This is a genomic window from Shewanella sp. HN-41 (genome assembly GCF_000217915.1).
In the GTDB taxonomy this organism is placed as follows: domain Bacteria; phylum Pseudomonadota; class Gammaproteobacteria; order Enterobacterales; family Shewanellaceae; genus Shewanella.
Genome location: NZ_AFOZ01000014.1, coordinates 463,776 through 482,203 on the forward strand (window position 1 = coordinate 463,776; position 18,428 = coordinate 482,203).

Here is an 18,428-nt window from a genome sequence, read left to right on the forward strand (position 1 = left end):
GAACCTAGATCCTTCTACTTAATCATACGCTTGTATTTTAAGCGGTGTGGCTCAACCACATCGGCGCCATAGGTGTTCTTCAACCACGCCGAGTACTCGGTGTAGTTACCTTCGTAGAAGTTCACTTGGCCTTCGTCGCGGTAGTCCAGAATATGGGTCGCTATACGGTCTAAGAACCAACGGTCATGGGAGATCACCATAGCGCAGCCTGGGAATTCGAGGATCGCTTCCTCCAGTGCGCGCAGGGTTTCAACGTCTAAGTCGTTGGTTGGTTCGTCGAGGAGCAGTACGTTTCCGCCAGCCTGCAGCAGTTTGGCTAAATGCACTCGGTTACGCTCACCGCCCGATAGAGTACCGATGACTTTTTGCTGATCCGCACCACGGAAGTTAAAGCGGCCCACATAGGCGCGGCTTGGGATTTCCATGTTGTTGATGCGCATGATGTCTTGGCCACCGGAGATTTCTTGCCAGATGGTGTTCTTATCATTCATCGAATCACGGAACTGCTCGACCGATGCCAGTTGCACCGTCTCACCCAGTTCGATACTACCGCTATCTGGCGTTTCTGCGCCGGATAACATACGGAACAGGGTCGATTTACCCGCACCGTTGGCACCGATAATACCGACGATGGCGCCCTTAGGAATCGAGAACGACAGGTTATCGATAAGGACTCGGTCACCGTAGGATTTGGTCAGGTTATTGACTTCGATAACCTTGTCACCCAAACGTGGTCCAGGCGGAATAAACAGCTCGTTGGTTTCGTTACGTTTTTGGTAATCGGTAGTGTTCAGTTCTTCAAAGCGTGCCATGCGGGCCTTGCCCTTAGACTGACGACCTTTCGCACCTTGGCGGACCCATTCCAATTCCTTGGCGATGGTCTTTTGGCGGGCGCTTTCGGCGGCAGATTCTTGCTTCAGACGGGCATCTTTTTGCTCAAGCCAAGAAGAGTAGTTACCTTCCCACGGAATACCTTCACCGCGGTCGAGTTCTAAAATCCAGCCAGCGGCATTGTCGAGGAAGTAACGGTCGTGGGTAATTGCCACTACAGTACCGGCATATTCCTGCAGGAAGTGCTCAAGCCAAGCGACAGATTCAGCATCCAAGTGGTTGGTGGGCTCGTCGAGTAACAGCATTTCTGGCTTTTCAAGCAGCAAGCGACAAATCGCCACGCGGCGACGCTCACCACCCGATAGCACTTCGATTTTTTCATCCCAATCCGGCAGACGCAGGGCGTTGGCAGCGCGCTCAAGGATATGATCTAAATTGTGGGCATCTTGGGCTTGGATAATGGCTTCGAGTTCACCTTGCTCCCTGGCAAGGGCGTCGAAATCCGCATCCGGCTCGGCGTAGGCAGCGTAAACGGCATCGAGGCGAGTGAGGGCATTTTTGGCTTCAGAAACGGCTTCTTCAATCGCTTCACGCACGGTTTGATTAGGATCGAGTTTAGGTTCCTGCGGCAGGTAACCAATCTTGAGTCCTGGCATTGGGCGAGCTTCGCCTTCAATCTCAGTATCGATACCCGCCATAATGCGCAGTAGGGTGGATTTACCTGAACCGTTAAGGCCTAATACACCAATTTTGGCGCCGGGGAAAAAGCTTAAAGAAATGTCTTTAAGGATCTGCTTCTTAGGCGGAACAACCTTGCCCACCCGCAGCATGCTATACACAAACTGAGCCATTTTTCTCTATCTTAAGTGACTAATGATGCGGCTAATTCTACTCGATTGCGCGCCGAACTCAACTCGGCAATGAGCCAAGTTCAAGCACAACCACTAGGAATTTCATGTTTCAAATACTGGGATTGTGGCCGCGTTCCGAGTAGAATACCGCGCAACCCTACCTATAAGAATTGGCAGCTGGAGTAAGCAATGCTGAAAAAAGATATGAATATCGCAGATTATGATCCGGAACTGTTCAACGCAATTCAGAACGAAACTCTGCGTCAAGAAGAGCATATTGAGCTGATTGCTTCTGAAAACTACACCAGTCCACGCGTGATGGAAGCGCAAGGTTCACAATTAACCAATAAGTACGCCGAAGGCTATCCAGGCAAGCGTTACTACGGTGGTTGTGAGTATGTGGACGTAGTTGAAACCTTAGCGATTGAGCGTGCTAAACAACTGTTTGGCGCAACTTACGCTAACGTACAACCTCATTCAGGTTCACAGGCAAACAGCGCCGTTTACATGGCATTGTTAAATCCTGGCGATACTGTACTGGGCATGAACTTAGCCCACGGTGGTCACTTGACCCACGGTTCACCCGTTAACTTCTCTGGCAAACTGTACAATATCATTCCTTACGGTATCGATGAGTCTGGCAAAATCGACTACGACGAAATGGAACGTCTGGCCGTAGAACACAAGCCTAAAATGATGATCGGCGGTTTTTCTGCCTATTCAGGTATCGTTGACTGGGCAAGAATGCGTGAAATTGCTGACAAAATAGGTGCTTACCTGTTTGTAGACATGGCGCACGTTGCCGGTCTTATTGCCGCCGGTGTTTATCCAAACCCAGTACCACACGCCCACGTTGTGACTTCAACGACCCACAAAACCTTAGCGGGTCCTCGCGGTGGCGTGATCCTGTCTGCTGCCGACGATGAAGAGCTATATAAAAAGCTGAACTCTGCGGTATTCCCAGGCGGTCAAGGTGGCCCATTGATGCACGTTATCGCGGGTAAAGCGGTTGCGTTCAAAGAAGCCCTAGAGCCAGAATTTAAAGTCTATCAACAGCAAGTGGTTAACAACGCTAAAGCGATGGTTGAAGTCTTCCTCGAGCGTGGTTACAAGATCGTCTCTGGCGGAACCAGCAACCACTTAATGTTAGTCGACCTGATTGGCCGTGACTTAACCGGTAAAGAAGCCGATGCCGCCTTAGGCAGCGCTAACATTACCGTCAACAAAAACTCAGTACCTAACGATCCACGTTCACCCTTTGTGACTTCAGGTGTGCGTATCGGTACGCCAGCAATTACCCGCCGTGGCTTTAAAGAAGCCGAAGCGAAGGAACTGACTGGCTGGATCTGTGACATCCTCGACGATGCCCACAATCCTGCGGTAATTGAGCGTGTGAAGGGCCAAGTATTGGCACTGTGTGCACGTTTCCCTGTTTACGGTTAATCACCGCATCATATAGATGAGTGGCGAAGCGTTGCACCAGACTTGGTGGTTAACCTCAGCCCATAAATAGGATAAAATCCCATGGCCGCATCTTGCGGCCATTTTTATTGCTAAAATCTTAGACTTAAATCAGCTCGATTTAAGCAATATTGCACCGTAAAGCCAAGGCTTTACACCATTCACTGGCAGGAGGCTCAATGCATTGTCCATTTTGCAGCGCGACAGATACTAAAGTGATCGATTCCCGATTAGTGGCGGAAGGCCATCAAGTGCGCCGTCGCCGAGAATGCACCGAATGCCATGAAAGATTTACCACCTTCGAAGGCGCCGAGTTAGTCATGCCTAGGGTGATTAAGCGCGATGGCACCCGGCAACCCTTCGATGAAGAGAAGCTTCAAGGTGGTATGTTGCGTGCCGTTGAGAAACGCCCTGTGTCTATGGATGAAATTGAACAGGCGCTCAGTAAGATCAAGTCAACTCTGCGTGCCACAGGCGAGCGCGAAGTGCCTTCCGAGATGATAGGCAACTTGATGATGGAACAGTTAATGAACCTAGATAAAGTTGCCTATATTCGTTTCGCCTCTGTGTACCGTGCCTTTGAGGATGTGTCTGAATTTGGTGAAGCGATTGCTAAATTGCAAAAATAATTTTGGTTACCTTAGGTTAGAGCTTGGTCTAGCGCCGAGCATCAGGGTGATATTCCCCAACATTTCATAGGGTTTATATGAATTGGTCAGAACTCGATAACCAAATGATGAGCCGTGCTATCCAATTGGCACGCAAAGGTTTTTATACCACTCGGCCCAATCCTAGCGTCGGCTGCGTTATCGTTAAAGCGGATCAGATTGTCGGTGAGGGTTATCATCAGAAAGCGGGTGAACCCCACGCCGAAGTGCATGCGCTGCGCATGGCTGGCGAACATGCCCGCGGCGCAACCGCCTATGTCACCTTAGAACCTTGCAGCCACTATGGCCGCACGCCGCCCTGCGCCTTGGCACTGATCAATATTGGGGTAAAAACGGGTCGTGGTTGCGGTGGAAGATCCCAATCCGCAGGTCGGTGGCCGCGGTATTCAAATGCTGCGCGATGCAGGCATTCAAGTGGATGTTGGCTTGCACCGCGACGAAGCCTATGCCTTAAATTTAGGCTTTATGAAGCGCATGGAATCGTCTCTGCCTTGGGTGACGGTGAAACTGGCCGCGAGTCTCGATGGTAAAACTGCGCTATCAAACGGGGTGTCTAAATGGATCACAGGCCCTGAAGCTCGCCGCGATGTGCAGCGCTTACGTTTACGCGCCTGCGCACTGGTCACTGGGATTGAAACCGTACTGGCCGATGACCCATCGCTCAATGTGCGATACTCAGAGCTTGGCAGTCTCACCTCGCAATTGAGTGCGTCTCAGATGTTACAACCGCTGCGGGTGATTTTAGACAGTCGTTGCCGCATGCCTATTACGGCGGCATTATTTGCGATTGAATCGCCAATTTTATTAGTCTCAACCGAGCCTTATTCTGAAGCTTTTGTCACGCAGTTGCCAGTCCATGTGACTTGTCTTCAATTACCGGCGATTGATGGTCGAATCTCTCTGCCCGCACTATTAAGCTATTTAGGCAAAAGTTGTAATCAGGTGCTTATCGAAGCGGGCGCGACCTTAGCTGGCGCCTTTATCGACGCCGGATTAGCCGATGAGTTAGTGCTGTATCAAGCGATGAAGGTCCTTGGCGCACAGGGACGTAATCTACTTGAATTACCCGATTATCAAATGATGGCCGATATTCCGACCCTCAAACTGGTCGATGAGCGTAAAGTGGGCGCGGATATGCGTTTCACCTTGAGGCTCGAGTCCAATCCATCTTTATCGAATAAGTGAGTTAACCATGTTTACTGGGATTATTGAGGCCGTTGGCACGCTGCGTAAGCTTGAACGCAAGGGCGATGATATTCGTTTAACGGTCGCCAGTGGCAAACTGGATTTAAGCGATGTGCGTTTAGGCGACAGTATCGCCACCAATGGTGTGTGTTTGACTGTGGTGCAACAGTTAGCCGATGGCTATGTGGCGGATGTGTCGGCTGAAACCGTCAGTCTCACAGGCTTTGCTAACTATAAAGTGGGCACTAAGGTTAATCTTGAAAAGGCTGTTACTCCAACCACACGTTTAGGTGGCCATATGGTCAGCGGCCATGTAGACGGTATAGCAACGGTTGAGCAGCGTCACGCCCGTGGTCAAGCTATTGAGTTTTGGTTAGCCGCGCCCGCAGAGCTTGGACGTTACATTGCCCACAAAGGGTCCATCACTATTGATGGGGTGAGCCTGACGGTTAATGAAGTGGACGGCAGTCGATTCCGTTTGACCATAGTGCCGCATACTGCAGGGGAAACCACCTTAGTCGACCTGCAAGCGGGCGATAAGGTGAATATCGAAGTGGATTTAATCGCCCGTTATCTAGAACGCTTGATGAGTTTTGATAACAAAGACAGCAAAAGCGGGGGCGTGACCCTCGAAATGTTAGCCCGTGCTGGCTTTGTGCGTTAGAGCACTGGCAATCGTATTGCTAAGGTATAAAATTCCATAACAACAGCAAAATCATAAAGGTCCTACAATGGCGCTGCACAGTATAGAAGAGATCATCGAGGATATTCGTCAAGGTAAGATGGTTATTTTGATGGATGACGAAGACAGAGAAAACGAAGGTGATTTGATCATGGCGGCCGAAATGGTCACGCCAGAAGCGATCAACTTTATGGCGAAATATGGCCGTGGACTCATTTGCCAGACCATGACCAAAGCCCGTTGCCAGCAGTTAAATTTGCCCTTGATGGTAACTAATAACAATGCGCAGTTCTCGACTAACTTTACCGTTTCTATCGAAGCTGCTGAAGGTGTGACGACGGGGATTTCGGCCCATGACCGCGCCGTGACGGTAAAAGCGGCTGTGGCTAAGAATGCTAAAGCATCGGATTTAGTGCAGCCTGGACATATCTTCCCCTTGATGGCGCAGGACGGCGGTGTATTAACCCGCGCTGGCCACACTGAAGCGGGCTGCGATTTAGCACGCCTTGCTGGACTCGAACCATCGGGCGTGATTGTTGAGATCCTTAATGAAGACGGCACTATGGCACGCCGTCCAGATTTAGAGATTTTCTCCGAATTACATGGCGTTAAAATTGGCACTATTGCGGCATTAATCGAATATCGCAACACCAAAGAAACCACAGTGGTGCGTGAAGCTAAATGCAAACTACCGACCCGTTTCGGCCAGTTCGATATGGTCACCTTTAGAGACACAATCGACAATCAACTGCATTTTGCCTTAGTGAAAGGCGAGGTAAAGCCCGATTGTTTAGTGCGCGTGCATCTGCAAAATACGTTTAATGATTTACTTCATTCTGAACGCGATCAACAGCGCAGCTGGCCGCTGGAAAAAGCAATGGAGCGCATTGCCGCAGAAGGTGGTGTGTTAGTGTTACTCGGTAATCAAGAACATCCTAATGAGATCCTCGCTAAGGTCAAAGCCTTTGAGGCGGAAGATCAAGGGCGACCTGCCTGCGCCAAATGGCAGGGAACTTCACGCCGCGTTGGTGTGGGGTCACAAATCCTCGCCAGTCTAGGGGTGACTAAAATGCGCCTGCTCAGTTCTCCTAAGCGCTATCATTCACTTTCTGGCTTTGGCCTCGAAGTGACCGAGTATGTGGCCGACTGAGTCACTTGCTACGCTGGGGCGAAGTTGCAGTAAGGTAAAATTAACTATTTCTGATAATTTGCATAGGGCTCTGGGCAAATGGCTGTGATATCATATCGCCACTTTTCGCCCCGAGCTGGGTGCTTTAGCAAAATTTAGGTAAGATAATGAACATAGTTCAAGGTAATATCGAAGCGAAAAATGCCAAAGTTGCGATTGTTATTTCGCGTTTCAACAGCTTTTTAGTTGAGAGCCTGCTTGAAGGTGCACTTGACACGCTGAAGCGTTTTGGCCAAGTCAGCGACGACAATATCACTGTTGTCCGTGTACCCGGTGCGGTTGAGTTACCGCTAGCTGCCCGTCGTGTGGCTGCCAGTGGTAAGTTCGACGGTATTATCGCCTTAGGTGCGGTGATCCGTGGTGGTACTCCCCATTTTGATTTTGTTGCAGGCGAATGTAACAAAGGTCTAGCTCAAGTTGCCCTTGAGTTTGATCTGCCTGTTGCCTTCGGTGTGTTGACCACTGATACCATTGAACAAGCGATTGAGCGTTCTGGTACTAAAGCGGGCAATAAAGGCGGCGAAGCTGCGCTAAGCTTGCTTGAAATGGTCAATGTTCTGCAAGAACTTGAACAACAGTTGTAATAGTAGGAAAAATAATGAAGCCTTCTGAGCGCCGCAAGGCCCGCCGTTTAGCCGTTCAAGCCATTTATTCATGGCAACTAAGCGGGAATAATATTGCCGATGTCGAGCATGAGTTTTTAACTGAGCAGAGTCTCGACGGTGTTGATGTAGCTTATTTTCGTGAGCTATTTGCAGGCGTTGCAACTAAGAAAGCCCAACTGGATGAACTGATTATCCCGTTTCTGGACCGCCCAATTGATGAGGTGTCGCCAGTGGAAAAGGCCATAGTTCGCTTAGCGAGCTATGAACTGACCTTCCGTAAAGATGTGCCCTTCAAGGTTGCGATTAATGAAGCAATCGAGTTGGCTAAAGCTTTCGGTGCGGATGACAGTCATAAGTTTGTTAATGGATTACTCGACAAACTGGTTGCACGTAAGTAATAAAGACAAACGGTATCCTAGGATACCGTTTTTCATTGCTAACAAAGGTGGCCGATGTAAGTCGTGCCAAACTGTACAGTGAAAGAATTCCAATTAATTGAATGTTATTTTAATAACCGCGGCCCCACTCGCCGTGATGTGAAGCTTGGCATCGGCGACGATTGTGCCCTAGTGCAACCCGCAGAAAATAAATCGATCGCTATCTCCTGTGACACTTTAGTCGAAAATGTCCACTTCTTCCCCGATATGTCTCCCGTTGCTTTAGGTTACAAAGCCTTAGCGGTAAATTTATCTGATCTGGCTGCCATGGGCGCTGAACCCGCGTGGATGACGCTTGCCTTAACGCTGCCCGAAGTCGATGAAACTTGGCTCAGTGGTTTTAGCGAAGGTTTATTTGAAGCGGCTGAATATTATGGTGTCGCTTTAATTGGTGGCGATACGACCCGTGGTCCACGGGCCATTAATATCACTGTACACGGTCAAGTTCCGCAGGGGAAAGCGTTGACCCGCCACGGTGCTAAGGCTGGCGATTGGATCTATGTCACTGGTACGCTTGGAGATTCTGCCTTAGGTTTGGATATCATTCGAGGCGCTCAACACGCGCGAGCAGAGCATAAAGAGTTTCTGATCAACCGCCATTATCGTCCTACACCTAGGGTCTTAGCTGGACAATCTCTGCGTTCACTGGCATCGAGTGCTATCGACCTTTCCGATGGTTTTATCTCAGATATTGGTCATATCCTTAAGGCGTCACAGGTTGGGGCCATTGTCGATGTGGCGAATATTCCCTTGTCCCGTGCGATGAAAGATACAGTGAGTGAAGAGCACGCCTTAGGGTATGCACTGACTGGGGGCGAAGATTACGAACTGCTGTTTACTGTCCCTGAGGCGCAAAAAGGCGCTTTAGAAACAGCTTTAAGCCATGCGGGGACTAAATTTGTGCGAGTTGGACAAATCAGCGCAGGCACTAAGCTTAAGCTGCAACTCAATGGCGCACCCTTTACACCGCCTTACCACGGTTTTGAGCACTTCTAATGAATTGGTTTTCAAAGGATCAGGCGTTGGCTCGCCTGTCATTAAAAAATCCTGTCCACTTTTTAGCGCTCGGTTTTGGTAGCGGGCTGGCCGCTAAAGCGCCCGGCACCTTCGGCACTCTCGCGGCCATTCCTTTATATTTGCTGATGTCACCGTTGCCCTTGGTTTGGTATTTGGGGTTAACCCTTCTTAGCGTGTTGGCGGGTGTTTATATTTGTGATAAAGCCGCTAAGGATATGGGCGTACATGACCATGGTGCTATTGTTTGGGATGAAGTGGTTGGGTTATTGATCACTATGATAGCGGCGCCAGCGGGCTGGGGTTGGCTACTGGTTGGATTTGGTTTATTTCGCTTTTTCGATATTATCAAACCTTGGCCAATCCGCTGGCTCGATGCCAAAGTCGAAGGTGGTTTTGGGATTATGATCGATGATGTGCTAGCGGGCGTTTTTGCTTTTATCGGTCTACAACTGCTAGCCATGCTCCTCTTATAACGGATACAGTACGCCGCATATCCATGTTCACTCTCAAAATGCCTTTATAACATACTGTTGATAAAGGCATTTTATATTGTTTCGCTTAGTTTTTGTCTTACTCAATGCTGTAGTTTCGGTTTTACGATATAGAGATCGGTTTTTAGCTGATTGATAATATTTCGAGAAGCATTGCCTTTCAATAGACTCAACAATCCTTTGTGTTCCGCGCTCCCCATGATAAGCATATTCACATTAAGCTTTTGAGCTTCCATGGAAATGGTATCCTCAGGTAATCCCTCGACCACATGAAGATTATCGGTATCGAGATTATAATATCGGGCGACATTTGTTAGCTTTTCTTTGTATTTATCTCGCTCAGATATCAGTAGTGTGGTGTTTGGTACATTAAAGCTCATATAGAATGGATCGGGTAAGTAGCTGTTAATTAAATGGAGATCATTAGAGAGAATATTCGCAACACGTTTGCTTTCTTCTATCAGGGTTTCATTAAACATCGTATGTGAAAAGTGTTCATTGTCTAGTTCGAGCGCCGTTAAAATATGTCCATTTTCATGCCAGTCATCAAGGTTGACAAACATCACTGGAATATCTGGCATACGCAGTAATAACCATTCATCTGCAATTAAAAATTCACTGAAAAAGGGTGGATAGAATTTGTGACTCACCACAATAAGATCATAGGGCAGTTGTTTACATTCGTTGACGATGGCGTTGTGGATAGAATGAGACTGACATTCTTTTATGACAATAGAATGCTCTTTATCTGGATATGCTAGTATGGGCTTTCGTTTTTTCTCTTTATTTTCAACATGGTTATCGTGGTGAAAAAACAAGCTTAAGTTGAAGTGATGGGTTCGTTTAACTTTTAGGATGGTTAAGGATGCATGACTTTTTTGGGCTAAGATAACGGCTTTTTTAAGCACGGCCGCGGGTGAGACTACATCATCAATCGCGGCGAGAATATGCTGAAAGGACATGTTCTTCTCCTATTTCCTTTGGGTTATTAAGTCTAGGAGAAGCCCAATAATAGAGTAATATTAAATATCGCTATCAAATTTGCAATTTAGGTAATAATAATCTATGTAAATTAACGCTTTTAAATTCATATCATTACTTAGTAGTGAAAATTCGTTATTTATCCTTTATGCCTAAAAAGCTGTTTAATATACGAATTTATTCGTATTCAATAATGTTAATCTGCTCTTTATTAAAGCTTTGATGGACAATAAGCTGCTGAGTATCAAATGGATTTTTGTCGCTCAAACGCTTATATAGGTAACTACTATGCTTGTAATAACTCTCGCGCATTCGCCAACGTATTAGTCGTGATAATATCACCACCCAGTAATCGAGCAAGCTCTTGAATACGCTGCTCTTTATCTAGTGCAGTCATTGTGGTCTCTGTACTTCCCGCTTTATTATGCTTGTTGACAAACATATGCTGATGGCCATTACCAGCGACTTGTGGCAAGTGGGTTACACACAGCACTTGGGTAGACTCGCCTAAGCTGCGCAGCATTCGACCAACGACCGCGGCAGTCGGTCCCGAAATACCTACATCGACCTCATCGAAAATCAGTGTGGGTGTTGCCACCTTTTTAGCAGTAATCACTTGTATACCAAGGCCTATGCGCGACAACTCTCCCCCCGAAGCCACCTTAGAAATAGGTTGCAAGGGTTGCCCAGGGTTAGTTGTGACCATAAATTCGATATGATCACTGCCGTTGGGAGACATTAACTCTGGGTTAAAACTGACATCAATAGTGAATTTCCCCTTAGGCATATTGAGTTCGTGGATCGACTGAGTCACGAGTTTATCTAGCTCTTTAGCATAGCGGGCACGGCTTTGGCTGAGTTTTTGTGCGCAGGTAAGGTAGGCCGCTTTGCTGGCTTCGACCTGTTGTTGGATGCCTTCAAGCTTAGTTTCATCTTCATCTAAGGTGGCAAGTTCCGCTTTTAAAGCGCGATGATGCTCTGCCAGTTTGTTTGGGCTGACGTGGTGTTTACGCGCCAGCTGCATAGATTTAGACAGCCGTTCTTCTAGGTAGGCGAAATGTGCTGGATCTAGCTCTAACTTGCTTAGGTAATGCTGCAACTCACTGCTACTTTCCTGAACTTGGATCAGGGCGTCATTTAGCATAGTGCTGACGTTGTTTAGCGCTGGGTCAAAGTTTTGTAGATTTTCCGCAAGGGAAACGACTTTATTTAGCAGAGAGCTAATGTTGCTCTCTTCACCATCGGTGAGTAAACAAAGGCTTGCTTGGCAGGTATCGACGAGTTCTGTGCCGTTTGCGAGGCGTTTATGTTCCTGTTCAATTTCTTCAAATTCATCGACTTTAAGGTCAAATTCATCGAGTTCTTCGACTTGATACTGGACTAATTGTTTACGGGCAATACGCTCCTGTTGGGAGGCCTCTAATTGGTTCAGTTCGGCTTCAATTTGTTTACAACTTTGATAGCTGGTGGCGACCGTATTAATCAGGAGTCTGTGATTAGCATAGCTATCGAGCAGAGTCAGCTGATGCTCGCTCTTTAACATGGCGTGGTGGGCGTGTTGTCCGTGGATACCGACTAACAGCTGTCCTAACAACTTAAGCTGAACTAATGGAACAGGGTTGCCATTGATATAGGCCCGCGAACGGCCATCGCTACTAATAGTGCGGCGTAGGATACATTCATCGTCGAGATCGAGGTCATTATCTTCTAACCAGCGTTGTGCTAGGGGAATATCTTCCAAGGAGAAGCGGGCGCTGACCTCTGTCTTGCTTGCTCCTGGTCGGACACTGCTGGCATCGGCACGATTGCCAAGACAGAGCCCAAGGGCATCGATGGCAATCGATTTACCTGCACCCGTTTCACCGGTAATGCTGGTCATGCCAGGACGAAAGTCCAGCTCAAGAAAACGTACGATAGCGAAATTGTTGATGCTGAGTTGGCAAAGCATAATGAATTCCTGTCGAAAGACCGATCAAAACACTGTATTGATAAACAGTATATACTGATTTTATATACAGTAAAGTGGGCTTGGGTAAATATTCGACGTTTTTCTGATGCTGTATATTAATATATTGATTAAGAATATGTTTTTACCAGGTCCTCTAATATTGGAAGGCTGAAAAAGGTCACCAGAGTGCCAAACAATATCCCTTGGGCACTGGTGGACGCTTGGGTGTTGTAACGCTGTGCGAGTAAATACACACTCGCTGCCGTCGGTAATGCACTGAGAATAACTCCCATCACCAGATAGTCGCCGCTGACACCAAAGCATTTCAACATTACAAAGGCTACTGCGGGTTGTAGAGCCAGTTTGAAAAGATTTATTAAGCTCAGTTCGACAAAATTTGCAACCCTAAAAAGGGAACTGTCCTTTTGATAGCGCATCGCTTTTGCCAATACCATCCCCACGGCAAAGAGTGCACAGGGACTAGAGGTATTGCCTATTTGTTGGATCATCATTGCCAGCCCAGAAGGCAGCTTAATGCCGGATGCTGAGATACCAACGCCAATCAAACAGCCTATTACGATGGGATTTTTGCCTACGGCCATAAGCATGATGATGATGGCATGCTGTTGCCGCTGCGTATTGGTGGCCAGCTCCAATGAGACCAAGGCTACGGCAAACATCAACACGGATAATAGGCTCGCAATCGCCGCGGCAACTAAGGCACTTTGTTGCTGCGGAAAGAGAATGATCAATAGTGGGATCCCAATAAATGCGGTATTGCCAAAGGTTGCATTGAGGGCTCGAATCGCGGCTATTGCATGTTTTTTGGGTTGAGCGATAAGGGAAATGCCTAGGCAGATCAGATAAATAATAACCATGGCTGCACTGTAGCCCGCAATGAATCCCCATTGCAAAATCTCGCCAATCGGTTGCTGTGCGAGGGCAATCAGTAAGATCGCAGGGAAGGCAATATAGTACACATATTGATTCAGCACTTGGTCCGTTTCCACGGGAAGAAGTCGCAGTTTCTGTACTACTGTACCCAGTAACATGATCCCGAAGACGGCAAACAGAGGGGTTAAGATAGTCATGTCCCTCACTCATCCTTTTGATTTAGTATTATTCGAACTAGCGCAGTAAAACTGTCCGCAAATTAGCATACCATTTACCAGTAAGGCTATTGCGCTATGGTCGTATAAATGAATAATTCAATGTTTAAAACACAGTTACTTAGCGTTAAGGTTGCTTGTAAAACCTGCGCACAGGGACATTAGGAACTAAGATGAGTGATGATTTAGGCGGTGAATTACAGCTTATTTACCTGTTTGTACACTTAGTGAATGCGGGCAGTTTTTCCCAGGCTGCGAAGGTGCTAGATATGCCCATCGCTACCGTGAGCCGCAAATTAGCTAAGTTGGAAGAGAAGCTCGATAAGCAACTTTTTATGCGTAGTACCCGTAAATTGCGACTGACGGAGGAAGGTTTAGCACTATTTCAGCGCTATCAGAGTGTTATAGCTCAATTTGATGAGCTTAGTGGTGTAGGAAGTGATAAACCTGAAGGCACGTTACGCATCGCCGCTCCAATCTCGATTATCTCCATCATCTTTATCCGTGCTCTGAACGAGTTTGGTCGTCTCTACCCAGATATTCGGCTGCATATTTCCCAAAGCAATGAGTTGGTCGATTTAATTGATAAGGGGATCGATGTGGCTATTGTGGGGGGGGCTCAGCCCGATTCTTCGTGGGTCTCGAGTACCTTGGGGGAACTGGATTATTGCTTGTTCGCAACACCGGAATATTTAGCCCATGCGCCAAAATTAACGCACCCTGACGATTTAGAAGACCATCAACTCATAAAAGTATGGCCCTTATTTAACTGGCATTTAAAACATCCTAATGGAGAGTCCTTCTACTTTAATGGTCCGACTAAGTTGACCTTAACGGATTTGCACGGTGCGATTGAGGCGGCGTTAGACCACGGTGGGATTTTGTATGGTCCTGAATTATTTGTAAAACAGCAGATTAAAGCGGGGCAACTACAAGTACTACTCCCAGAGTGGATAGGTGAGCAGCGGCGGATTTCGATTTTATATCATCAGCGCAGTCAGCAGCCGCTAAAGGTAAGAGTCTTTATTGAATTTATGCAGTCAAAGGCGCCAGAGTTATTCTCTATGCGTTGATTTAACAAGGGAAATTGATTTTTAACGTTTTTTGGGTTTTACCGTATTTTTGCTCATGGTATTTTGCGTTTGTTTCGCGTCCTGCAGGCTTGAACGCGTCGCGGGGAGTATGCCTAGCTCCAAGAAATATCCGACTAAACGCCGTAATTCGAATAAAGAACCGATGCGCTGTTGATCTCTGATGCTTAGTTTCCAACTGTCGGTTCGTCCTTCGCTATTGGTTAAGATAAATCCTTGATAAACAATCTTTCTCATTGGAATAACTCAATATTGGCTGATGTAACCGGTTAGCTCGGGTGCTTATTCGTTATGGGGTTTGCTTGGCAGTGATATGGTCGTGATTGGGCTTATGATTCGGTCATTTATTCTATAGGTACCTAAATATAGGCACCTAAATATAGGTGCTTGAGTCGCCCCAAGCACCCCATCAATTAAGCGACGCTGATGCCGATATTTGACACTCCAGCCTCGATAATATCTTTGCGTAACCCTTTCACCAGTTCTGCGGTGATCTTGGGATTTTCTTCAATAATTTCCAGCAGAGTATTCTGTAATGCTTTTTCTTCTTCCATGACTTCATGGGCGAAGATGAAATCATCCAGTGCATCATCGACGAGATCGACTTCGCTGATAGCCTCAATATAGTTAGCAACAGTACTTGAAGATAACTTGCTAATATTAATGATATCTTCTTCAATCTTACCTTGAATGGCGCCTAATAATGTCGATAGGGCAACGACGGCATCCATGGCGGGATAAACACCATAGGCCTCAAAGTCAGCGGGATCCGGTGTGTTGTCTTCTAATCGTTGCAGATGAACATCGATATTAAACTTGAGTTTATTATCGTATTGGGATTGCCACAGTAACTCTAAGGCAGTGCTTAATACCGTCGGATCGCCAAATTCGCAGACTTCTGAAAACAGTTGGTAGTTGGGCAACATGCGTTGACAGAGTGCAATGGCAAAGAGTTGTTTTTGTGGTAGTTCTAGCGCCTTTAGACGCTTAAAGAAGCCCGTTTTTTTGGTCATCTGTTATTTCCGCTGATAGCTGTGATAGCACTTGTTTTGCCGCAGATTCTACCTTAGTTAACTCATCAAGTAACTCTAGTATTTCCGGTTCGAGATCTGCCACAGGGGTTTCACGTTTTAATGCTGATTCAATCTCTTGGCATAAACGCTGTGTCGTTGGCACTCCACAGTAGCAACTCGCACCGTGTAATTTATGTATGGTACTGAGCATAGTGGCTTGATCGTTTTGATTCAGTGAGGTTTGAATCGTTTCCACGGTTTGTGGGAGTGAGTCCAAGAGCATTCTTAGCATATCGAGGGCCAAGTCCGACTTATGGTTGGCTTGGGTTAAACACAGATCCCAGTTTAGGGTGTGCAGATCAAAATGGGTAAACTTGGGCCGCGTGATCCAGCGGTTGATCACCACCTTAAGCGCGGCTTCATCTATGGGTTTAGGTAAATAGCCATCCATACCACTGCCTAAAATCAGTTCGCGCTCTTCGGCTATCGCGTGGGCCGTCACCGCGATAATCGGTGTGTTGCGGTTCATTGAACCCTGACGAATTTGCTTAGTGGCGCTAATCCCATCGGTTCCTGGCATTTGGATATCCATAAAAATCAGATCGAAGGTACGGCTCTTCGCCTGTTTTACGGCATCTTCTCCGCTATTGACGGCGATAACTGTCGTCACTAGCTCGTTGAGTAAGGTTTCTATCAGTTTTAAATTGGCAAAATTGTCATCCACTGCCAGTACTGTTAAGGATTGACGGGCTGCAGGTGCAGCGATGGTAATGGGGGCGACTATGTCGTATTCCATTGGTGGATAAAGCATATTGCGAGCGAGTTGATGTTCACTGACAGGAAGTGAAAGCACTACATCGGCATTGGGACGGATAAATTGGCTGAGAGCATCTTGCTCTTGGCAATCGTATAGCACAATTAAACAATCGGTTTTTGTTTTGGCTAGGTTTAAGGTATTAACCAGTTGGCCAGCATCACTAAAACCGTGGCAACTCAACAGAATATAATCGAAGTTGCCCTCGGTGGTGGAGAGAGTGATGAGCAAACTTGGAATATGCTGATGGTGGGTGACTTTTGTCTCCCAGAGTTGCAATTGGCGACTGAGTACTGAGTGTGTCAGTACCCTAGGCTCATAAAAGAGTATGGTTTTATGTTTGAGTTTCTCAAGGGGTAACGAGTCGCCAATTTGGAATTGGCCTAGCCCTAATGGCAGGGTAAACCAGAAATTTGAGCCCTTATCAACAGAGGAGGTGAAACCAATTTGGCCCCCCATTTGATTAACTAAGCGTTTAGTGATGACTAAACCGAGCCCTGTGCCACCGAAGCGGCGTGAAATCGATGAGTCTGCTTGGCCAAAGGCTTGAAATAAAAAGTCCTGCTGACTTTCATCGATACCAATACCCGTGTCTATCACATCACAGCGGAGTACGACCTGTTCGTCCGATTGACTCTGTAATTCGAGTTTGACTAATACGCTACCCGAGTCGGTAAACTTGATCGCATTACCGACTAAGTTATTGATGATTTGGCATACACGCATGGCATCACCGTTGACACTGTCGGGCACATTGGGGGCGATATCGACGACCAATTCGAGGCCCTTTGCTTGGGCACTGCCTGAGATCAAGGTCATAGTGTCGCCTATGGTTTCCCGTAAACCGAAGGGCATGTTTTCCAACACCATCTTACCTGCCTCAAGTTTGGAAAAGTCGAGGATATCGTTAATGATGGCCAGCAGGTTGGTGGCACTGCGTTCAATGGTATTGATGTAATCGACTTGGCTTGAATGTAAGGGGGTTTTAACCAGTTGGCGGGCAAAGCCGATGACACCATTGAGCGGTGTGCGCAACTCGTGGGACATATTGGCTAAGAATTCGGATTTAATCCGGCTCGCTTCTAAGGCGCGTTTCTTGGCTAAGTCCAGCTCGACGTTTTGGATTTCGATTTGTTCTAAGGTTTCCCTTAAGTCGGACGTAGCCTGATCGATATTTTGCTGCATCTCATCGTGGTACTCCGACAGCGAACCCGCCATGGCATTGATGCCGCGTTTGAGTAAATCCAGTTCCCCAATCAGATTGCCATCTAAACGCGCGTCTAATTTCCCTTCACGGATTTTGGCGACCACACGCACCATTTCGGTAATAGGCTGAGTGACATTTTTCACTAAACGGAAAGTGAATAGCAGGTTTAATTGCACCCCAATCAACACAATAATAAAAGCGGCAACGGCGGCTCTGTGCTGCTCGAGTAAAGCGCGCTCCTTGTTGATAATGACGGAAATATACCCCAATAGCTCGCCATTCTCGGTGTGGGCCTCCATATTGGCAGGGGCTGCGGTGGGCGCTGTGGCAAAAATGGGGGTGCGTAAAATCAGGCTATCGCCGACATGTTCGATTTCTGTCTGCTGTAAATTGCCGAGCGCCTCTTTATAGCGCATGATCTCAAAGTCTTTATGGTAATGGGAAGTGACAAACAGCTGGTTGTGAATATCAAAAATGGCAATGGATTTCACTAAGGTGGATTTATTGAGCTGTGCCGCAGCGAGTAATCGTTTGGTGGCTTCACGATCGTTGTTGACTAATCCCCCTTCACTGGCAATGGCGAGGGGCTCAATAATGTTACTGCCCTGCTCAATGAGCGTATCTTCGAGTTCATAAAAGCGATTTATGGTAAAGTAGCTGCCCAGAAGAATACCGACCAAGATCGTTGGCGCAAGCGCCAGTACCAGAACCCAAGAACGCAGGCTGTATTTGGTCATGTTGTTGACAGGGTTCATAGCAGCGGTGGTATTTCCTGAAACAGAGACATAATCGTTTTATAAGACTGCCAGAAAAAGGCCTGTCTTTGCCAGTTTTTTATTGATTTAGAG

The 18,428-nt window shown here is 47.1% G+C and carries 16 protein-coding genes and 1 pseudogene; 10 read left to right on the plus strand and 7 right to left on the minus strand.

Annotated elements, in window-relative coordinates; genetic code table 11:
- Nucleotides 1-14: 14 nt before the first annotated feature.
- Nucleotides 15-1,682, minus strand: a complete 1,668-nt coding sequence (gene ettA / locus SOHN41_RS04680) for an energy-dependent translational throttle protein EttA (protein ID WP_007646148.1) — start codon at nucleotides 1,680-1,682, stop codon at nucleotides 15-17.
- Nucleotides 1,683-1,871: 189 nt separating this feature from the next.
- Between ettA and glyA the strand changes: the two genes are divergently transcribed.
- The 9 genes and pseudogenes from glyA (at nucleotide 1,872) to SOHN41_RS04725 (ending at nucleotide 9,399) form a co-directional block, all read left to right on the plus strand.
- Nucleotides 1,872-3,125 carry a serine hydroxymethyltransferase gene (gene glyA, locus SOHN41_RS04685; protein WP_007646150.1) on the plus strand — a complete coding sequence of 418 codons (1,254 nt, stop codon included), beginning with the start codon at nucleotides 1,872-1,874 and terminating at the stop codon, nucleotides 3,123-3,125.
- A gap of 197 nt (nucleotides 3,126-3,322) precedes the next feature.
- On the plus strand, nucleotides 3,323-3,772 hold the full coding sequence (nrdR, locus tag SOHN41_RS04690) for a transcriptional regulator NrdR (RefSeq protein ID WP_007646151.1): 450 nt from the start codon (nucleotides 3,323-3,325) through the stop codon (nucleotides 3,770-3,772).
- Between the two features lie 77 nt (nucleotides 3,773-3,849).
- A pseudogene (gene ribD / locus SOHN41_RS04695) lies at nucleotides 3,850-4,996 on the plus strand (bifunctional diaminohydroxyphosphoribosylaminopyrimidine deaminase/5-amino-6-(5-phosphoribosylamino)uracil reductase RibD).
- A gap of 7 nt (nucleotides 4,997-5,003) precedes the next feature.
- Complete coding sequence (locus SOHN41_RS04700; RefSeq protein WP_007646153.1) at nucleotides 5,004-5,660, plus strand: riboflavin synthase; 657 nt, start codon at nucleotides 5,004-5,006, stop codon at nucleotides 5,658-5,660.
- Nucleotides 5,661-5,727: 67 nt separating this feature from the next.
- Nucleotides 5,728-6,828 (plus strand): bifunctional 3,4-dihydroxy-2-butanone-4-phosphate synthase/GTP cyclohydrolase II, encoded by a 1,101-nt coding sequence (ribBA, locus tag SOHN41_RS04705; RefSeq protein WP_007646159.1) that lies wholly within the window; start codon nucleotides 5,728-5,730, stop codon nucleotides 6,826-6,828.
- 146 nt (nucleotides 6,829-6,974) lie between these two features.
- Nucleotides 6,975-7,451, plus strand: coding sequence for a 6,7-dimethyl-8-ribityllumazine synthase (gene ribE, locus SOHN41_RS04710; RefSeq protein ID WP_007646164.1), 477 nt, complete (start codon nucleotides 6,975-6,977; stop codon nucleotides 7,449-7,451).
- 14 nt (nucleotides 7,452-7,465) lie between these two features.
- The gene (gene nusB / locus SOHN41_RS04715; protein WP_007646165.1) at nucleotides 7,466-7,870 is read left to right on the plus strand and encodes a transcription antitermination factor NusB; all 405 of its coding nucleotides are present in this window, start codon (nucleotides 7,466-7,468) and stop codon (nucleotides 7,868-7,870) included.
- A 78-nt stretch (nucleotides 7,871-7,948) separates the two neighbouring features.
- Nucleotides 7,949-8,905 carry a thiamine-phosphate kinase gene (gene thiL / locus SOHN41_RS04720; RefSeq protein WP_037458065.1) on the plus strand — a complete coding sequence of 319 codons (957 nt, stop codon included), beginning with the start codon at nucleotides 7,949-7,951 and terminating at the stop codon, nucleotides 8,903-8,905.
- On the plus strand, nucleotides 8,905-9,399 hold the full coding sequence (locus tag SOHN41_RS04725) for a phosphatidylglycerophosphatase A (protein WP_037458067.1): 495 nt from the start codon (nucleotides 8,905-8,907) through the stop codon (nucleotides 9,397-9,399). The genes thiL and SOHN41_RS04725 overlap by 1 nt, the downstream gene beginning before the upstream one ends.
- Before the next feature lie 101 nt (nucleotides 9,400-9,500).
- On the opposite strand, the gene SOHN41_RS04730 is transcribed toward SOHN41_RS04725, so the two are convergent.
- The 3 genes from SOHN41_RS04730 to SOHN41_RS04740 form a co-directional block, all read right to left on the minus strand.
- The gene (locus SOHN41_RS04730) at nucleotides 9,501-10,379 is read right to left on the minus strand and encodes a universal stress protein (protein WP_007646170.1); all 879 of its coding nucleotides are present in this window, start codon (nucleotides 10,377-10,379) and stop codon (nucleotides 9,501-9,503) included.
- 305 nt (nucleotides 10,380-10,684) lie between these two features.
- Nucleotides 10,685-12,346 carry a DNA repair protein RecN gene (gene recN / locus SOHN41_RS04735; RefSeq protein WP_007646174.1) on the minus strand — a complete coding sequence of 554 codons (1,662 nt, stop codon included), beginning with the start codon at nucleotides 12,344-12,346 and terminating at the stop codon, nucleotides 10,685-10,687.
- Between the two features lie 128 nt (nucleotides 12,347-12,474).
- Entirely contained in the window at nucleotides 12,475-13,437 is a 963-nt protein-coding gene (locus SOHN41_RS04740; protein ID WP_007646176.1) for an AEC family transporter, read from the minus strand.
- Between the two features lie 191 nt (nucleotides 13,438-13,628).
- Here SOHN41_RS04740 and lldR point away from each other — a divergent pair, with 191 nt between their 5' ends.
- Nucleotides 13,629-14,528 carry a LysR family transcriptional regulator LldR gene (lldR, locus tag SOHN41_RS04745; protein WP_007646179.1) on the plus strand — a complete coding sequence of 300 codons (900 nt, stop codon included), beginning with the start codon at nucleotides 13,629-13,631 and terminating at the stop codon, nucleotides 14,526-14,528.
- Nucleotides 14,529-14,549: 21 nt separating this feature from the next.
- Here the strand turns inward: lldR and SOHN41_RS04750 are convergent, their stop codons facing one another.
- The 3 genes from SOHN41_RS04750 to barA all read right to left on the minus strand — a co-directional run bounded on the left by SOHN41_RS04750 (nucleotide 14,550) and on the right by barA (nucleotide 18,335).
- A complete protein-coding gene (locus SOHN41_RS04750) occupies nucleotides 14,550-14,783 on the minus strand; it encodes a DUF3319 domain-containing protein (RefSeq protein WP_007646181.1) in 234 nt (77 codons plus the stop codon).
- 176 nt (nucleotides 14,784-14,959) lie between these two features.
- Entirely contained in the window at nucleotides 14,960-15,559 is a 600-nt protein-coding gene (locus SOHN41_RS04755) for a YjaG family protein (protein WP_007646183.1), read from the minus strand.
- Nucleotides 15,534-18,335, minus strand: a complete 2,802-nt coding sequence (gene barA, locus SOHN41_RS04760) for a two-component sensor histidine kinase BarA (protein WP_007646185.1) — start codon at nucleotides 18,333-18,335, stop codon at nucleotides 15,534-15,536. Before barA ends, SOHN41_RS04755 begins: the two co-directional genes overlap by 26 nt.
- Between the last annotated feature and the right edge of the window lie 93 nt (nucleotides 18,336-18,428).

Bases quoted from the DNA above. Each gene is read 5' to 3' on its own strand.
- ettA (WP_007646148.1), bottom strand. From the start codon at position 1,682: ATGGCTCAGTTTGTGTATAGCATGCTGCGGGTGGGCAAGGTTGTTCCG.
- glyA (WP_007646150.1), top strand. From the start codon at position 1,872: ATGCTGAAAAAAGATATGAATATCGCAGATTATGATCCGGAACTGTTC.
- nrdR (WP_007646151.1), top strand. From the start codon at position 3,323: ATGCATTGTCCATTTTGCAGCGCGACAGATACTAAAGTGATCGATTCC.
- SOHN41_RS04700 (WP_007646153.1), top strand. From the start codon at position 5,004: ATGTTTACTGGGATTATTGAGGCCGTTGGCACGCTGCGTAAGCTTGAA.
- ribBA (WP_007646159.1), top strand. From the start codon at position 5,728: ATGGCGCTGCACAGTATAGAAGAGATCATCGAGGATATTCGTCAAGGT.
- ribE (WP_007646164.1), top strand. From the start codon at position 6,975: ATGAACATAGTTCAAGGTAATATCGAAGCGAAAAATGCCAAAGTTGCG.
- nusB (WP_007646165.1), top strand. From the start codon at position 7,466: ATGAAGCCTTCTGAGCGCCGCAAGGCCCGCCGTTTAGCCGTTCAAGCC.
- SOHN41_RS04725 (WP_037458067.1), top strand. From the start codon at position 8,905: ATGAATTGGTTTTCAAAGGATCAGGCGTTGGCTCGCCTGTCATTAAAA.
- SOHN41_RS04730 (WP_007646170.1), bottom strand. From the start codon at position 10,379: ATGTCCTTTCAGCATATTCTCGCCGCGATTGATGATGTAGTCTCACCC.
- recN (WP_007646174.1), bottom strand. From the start codon at position 12,346: ATGCTTTGCCAACTCAGCATCAACAATTTCGCTATCGTACGTTTTCTT.
- SOHN41_RS04740 (WP_007646176.1), bottom strand. From the start codon at position 13,437: ATGACTATCTTAACCCCTCTGTTTGCCGTCTTCGGGATCATGTTACTG.
- lldR (WP_007646179.1), top strand. From the start codon at position 13,629: ATGAGTGATGATTTAGGCGGTGAATTACAGCTTATTTACCTGTTTGTA.
- SOHN41_RS04750 (WP_007646181.1), bottom strand. From the start codon at position 14,783: ATGAGAAAGATTGTTTATCAAGGATTTATCTTAACCAATAGCGAAGGA.
- SOHN41_RS04755 (WP_007646183.1), bottom strand. From the start codon at position 15,559: ATGACCAAAAAAACGGGCTTCTTTAAGCGTCTAAAGGCGCTAGAACTA.
- barA (WP_007646185.1), bottom strand. From the start codon at position 18,335: ATGAACCCTGTCAACAACATGACCAAATACAGCCTGCGTTCTTGGGTT.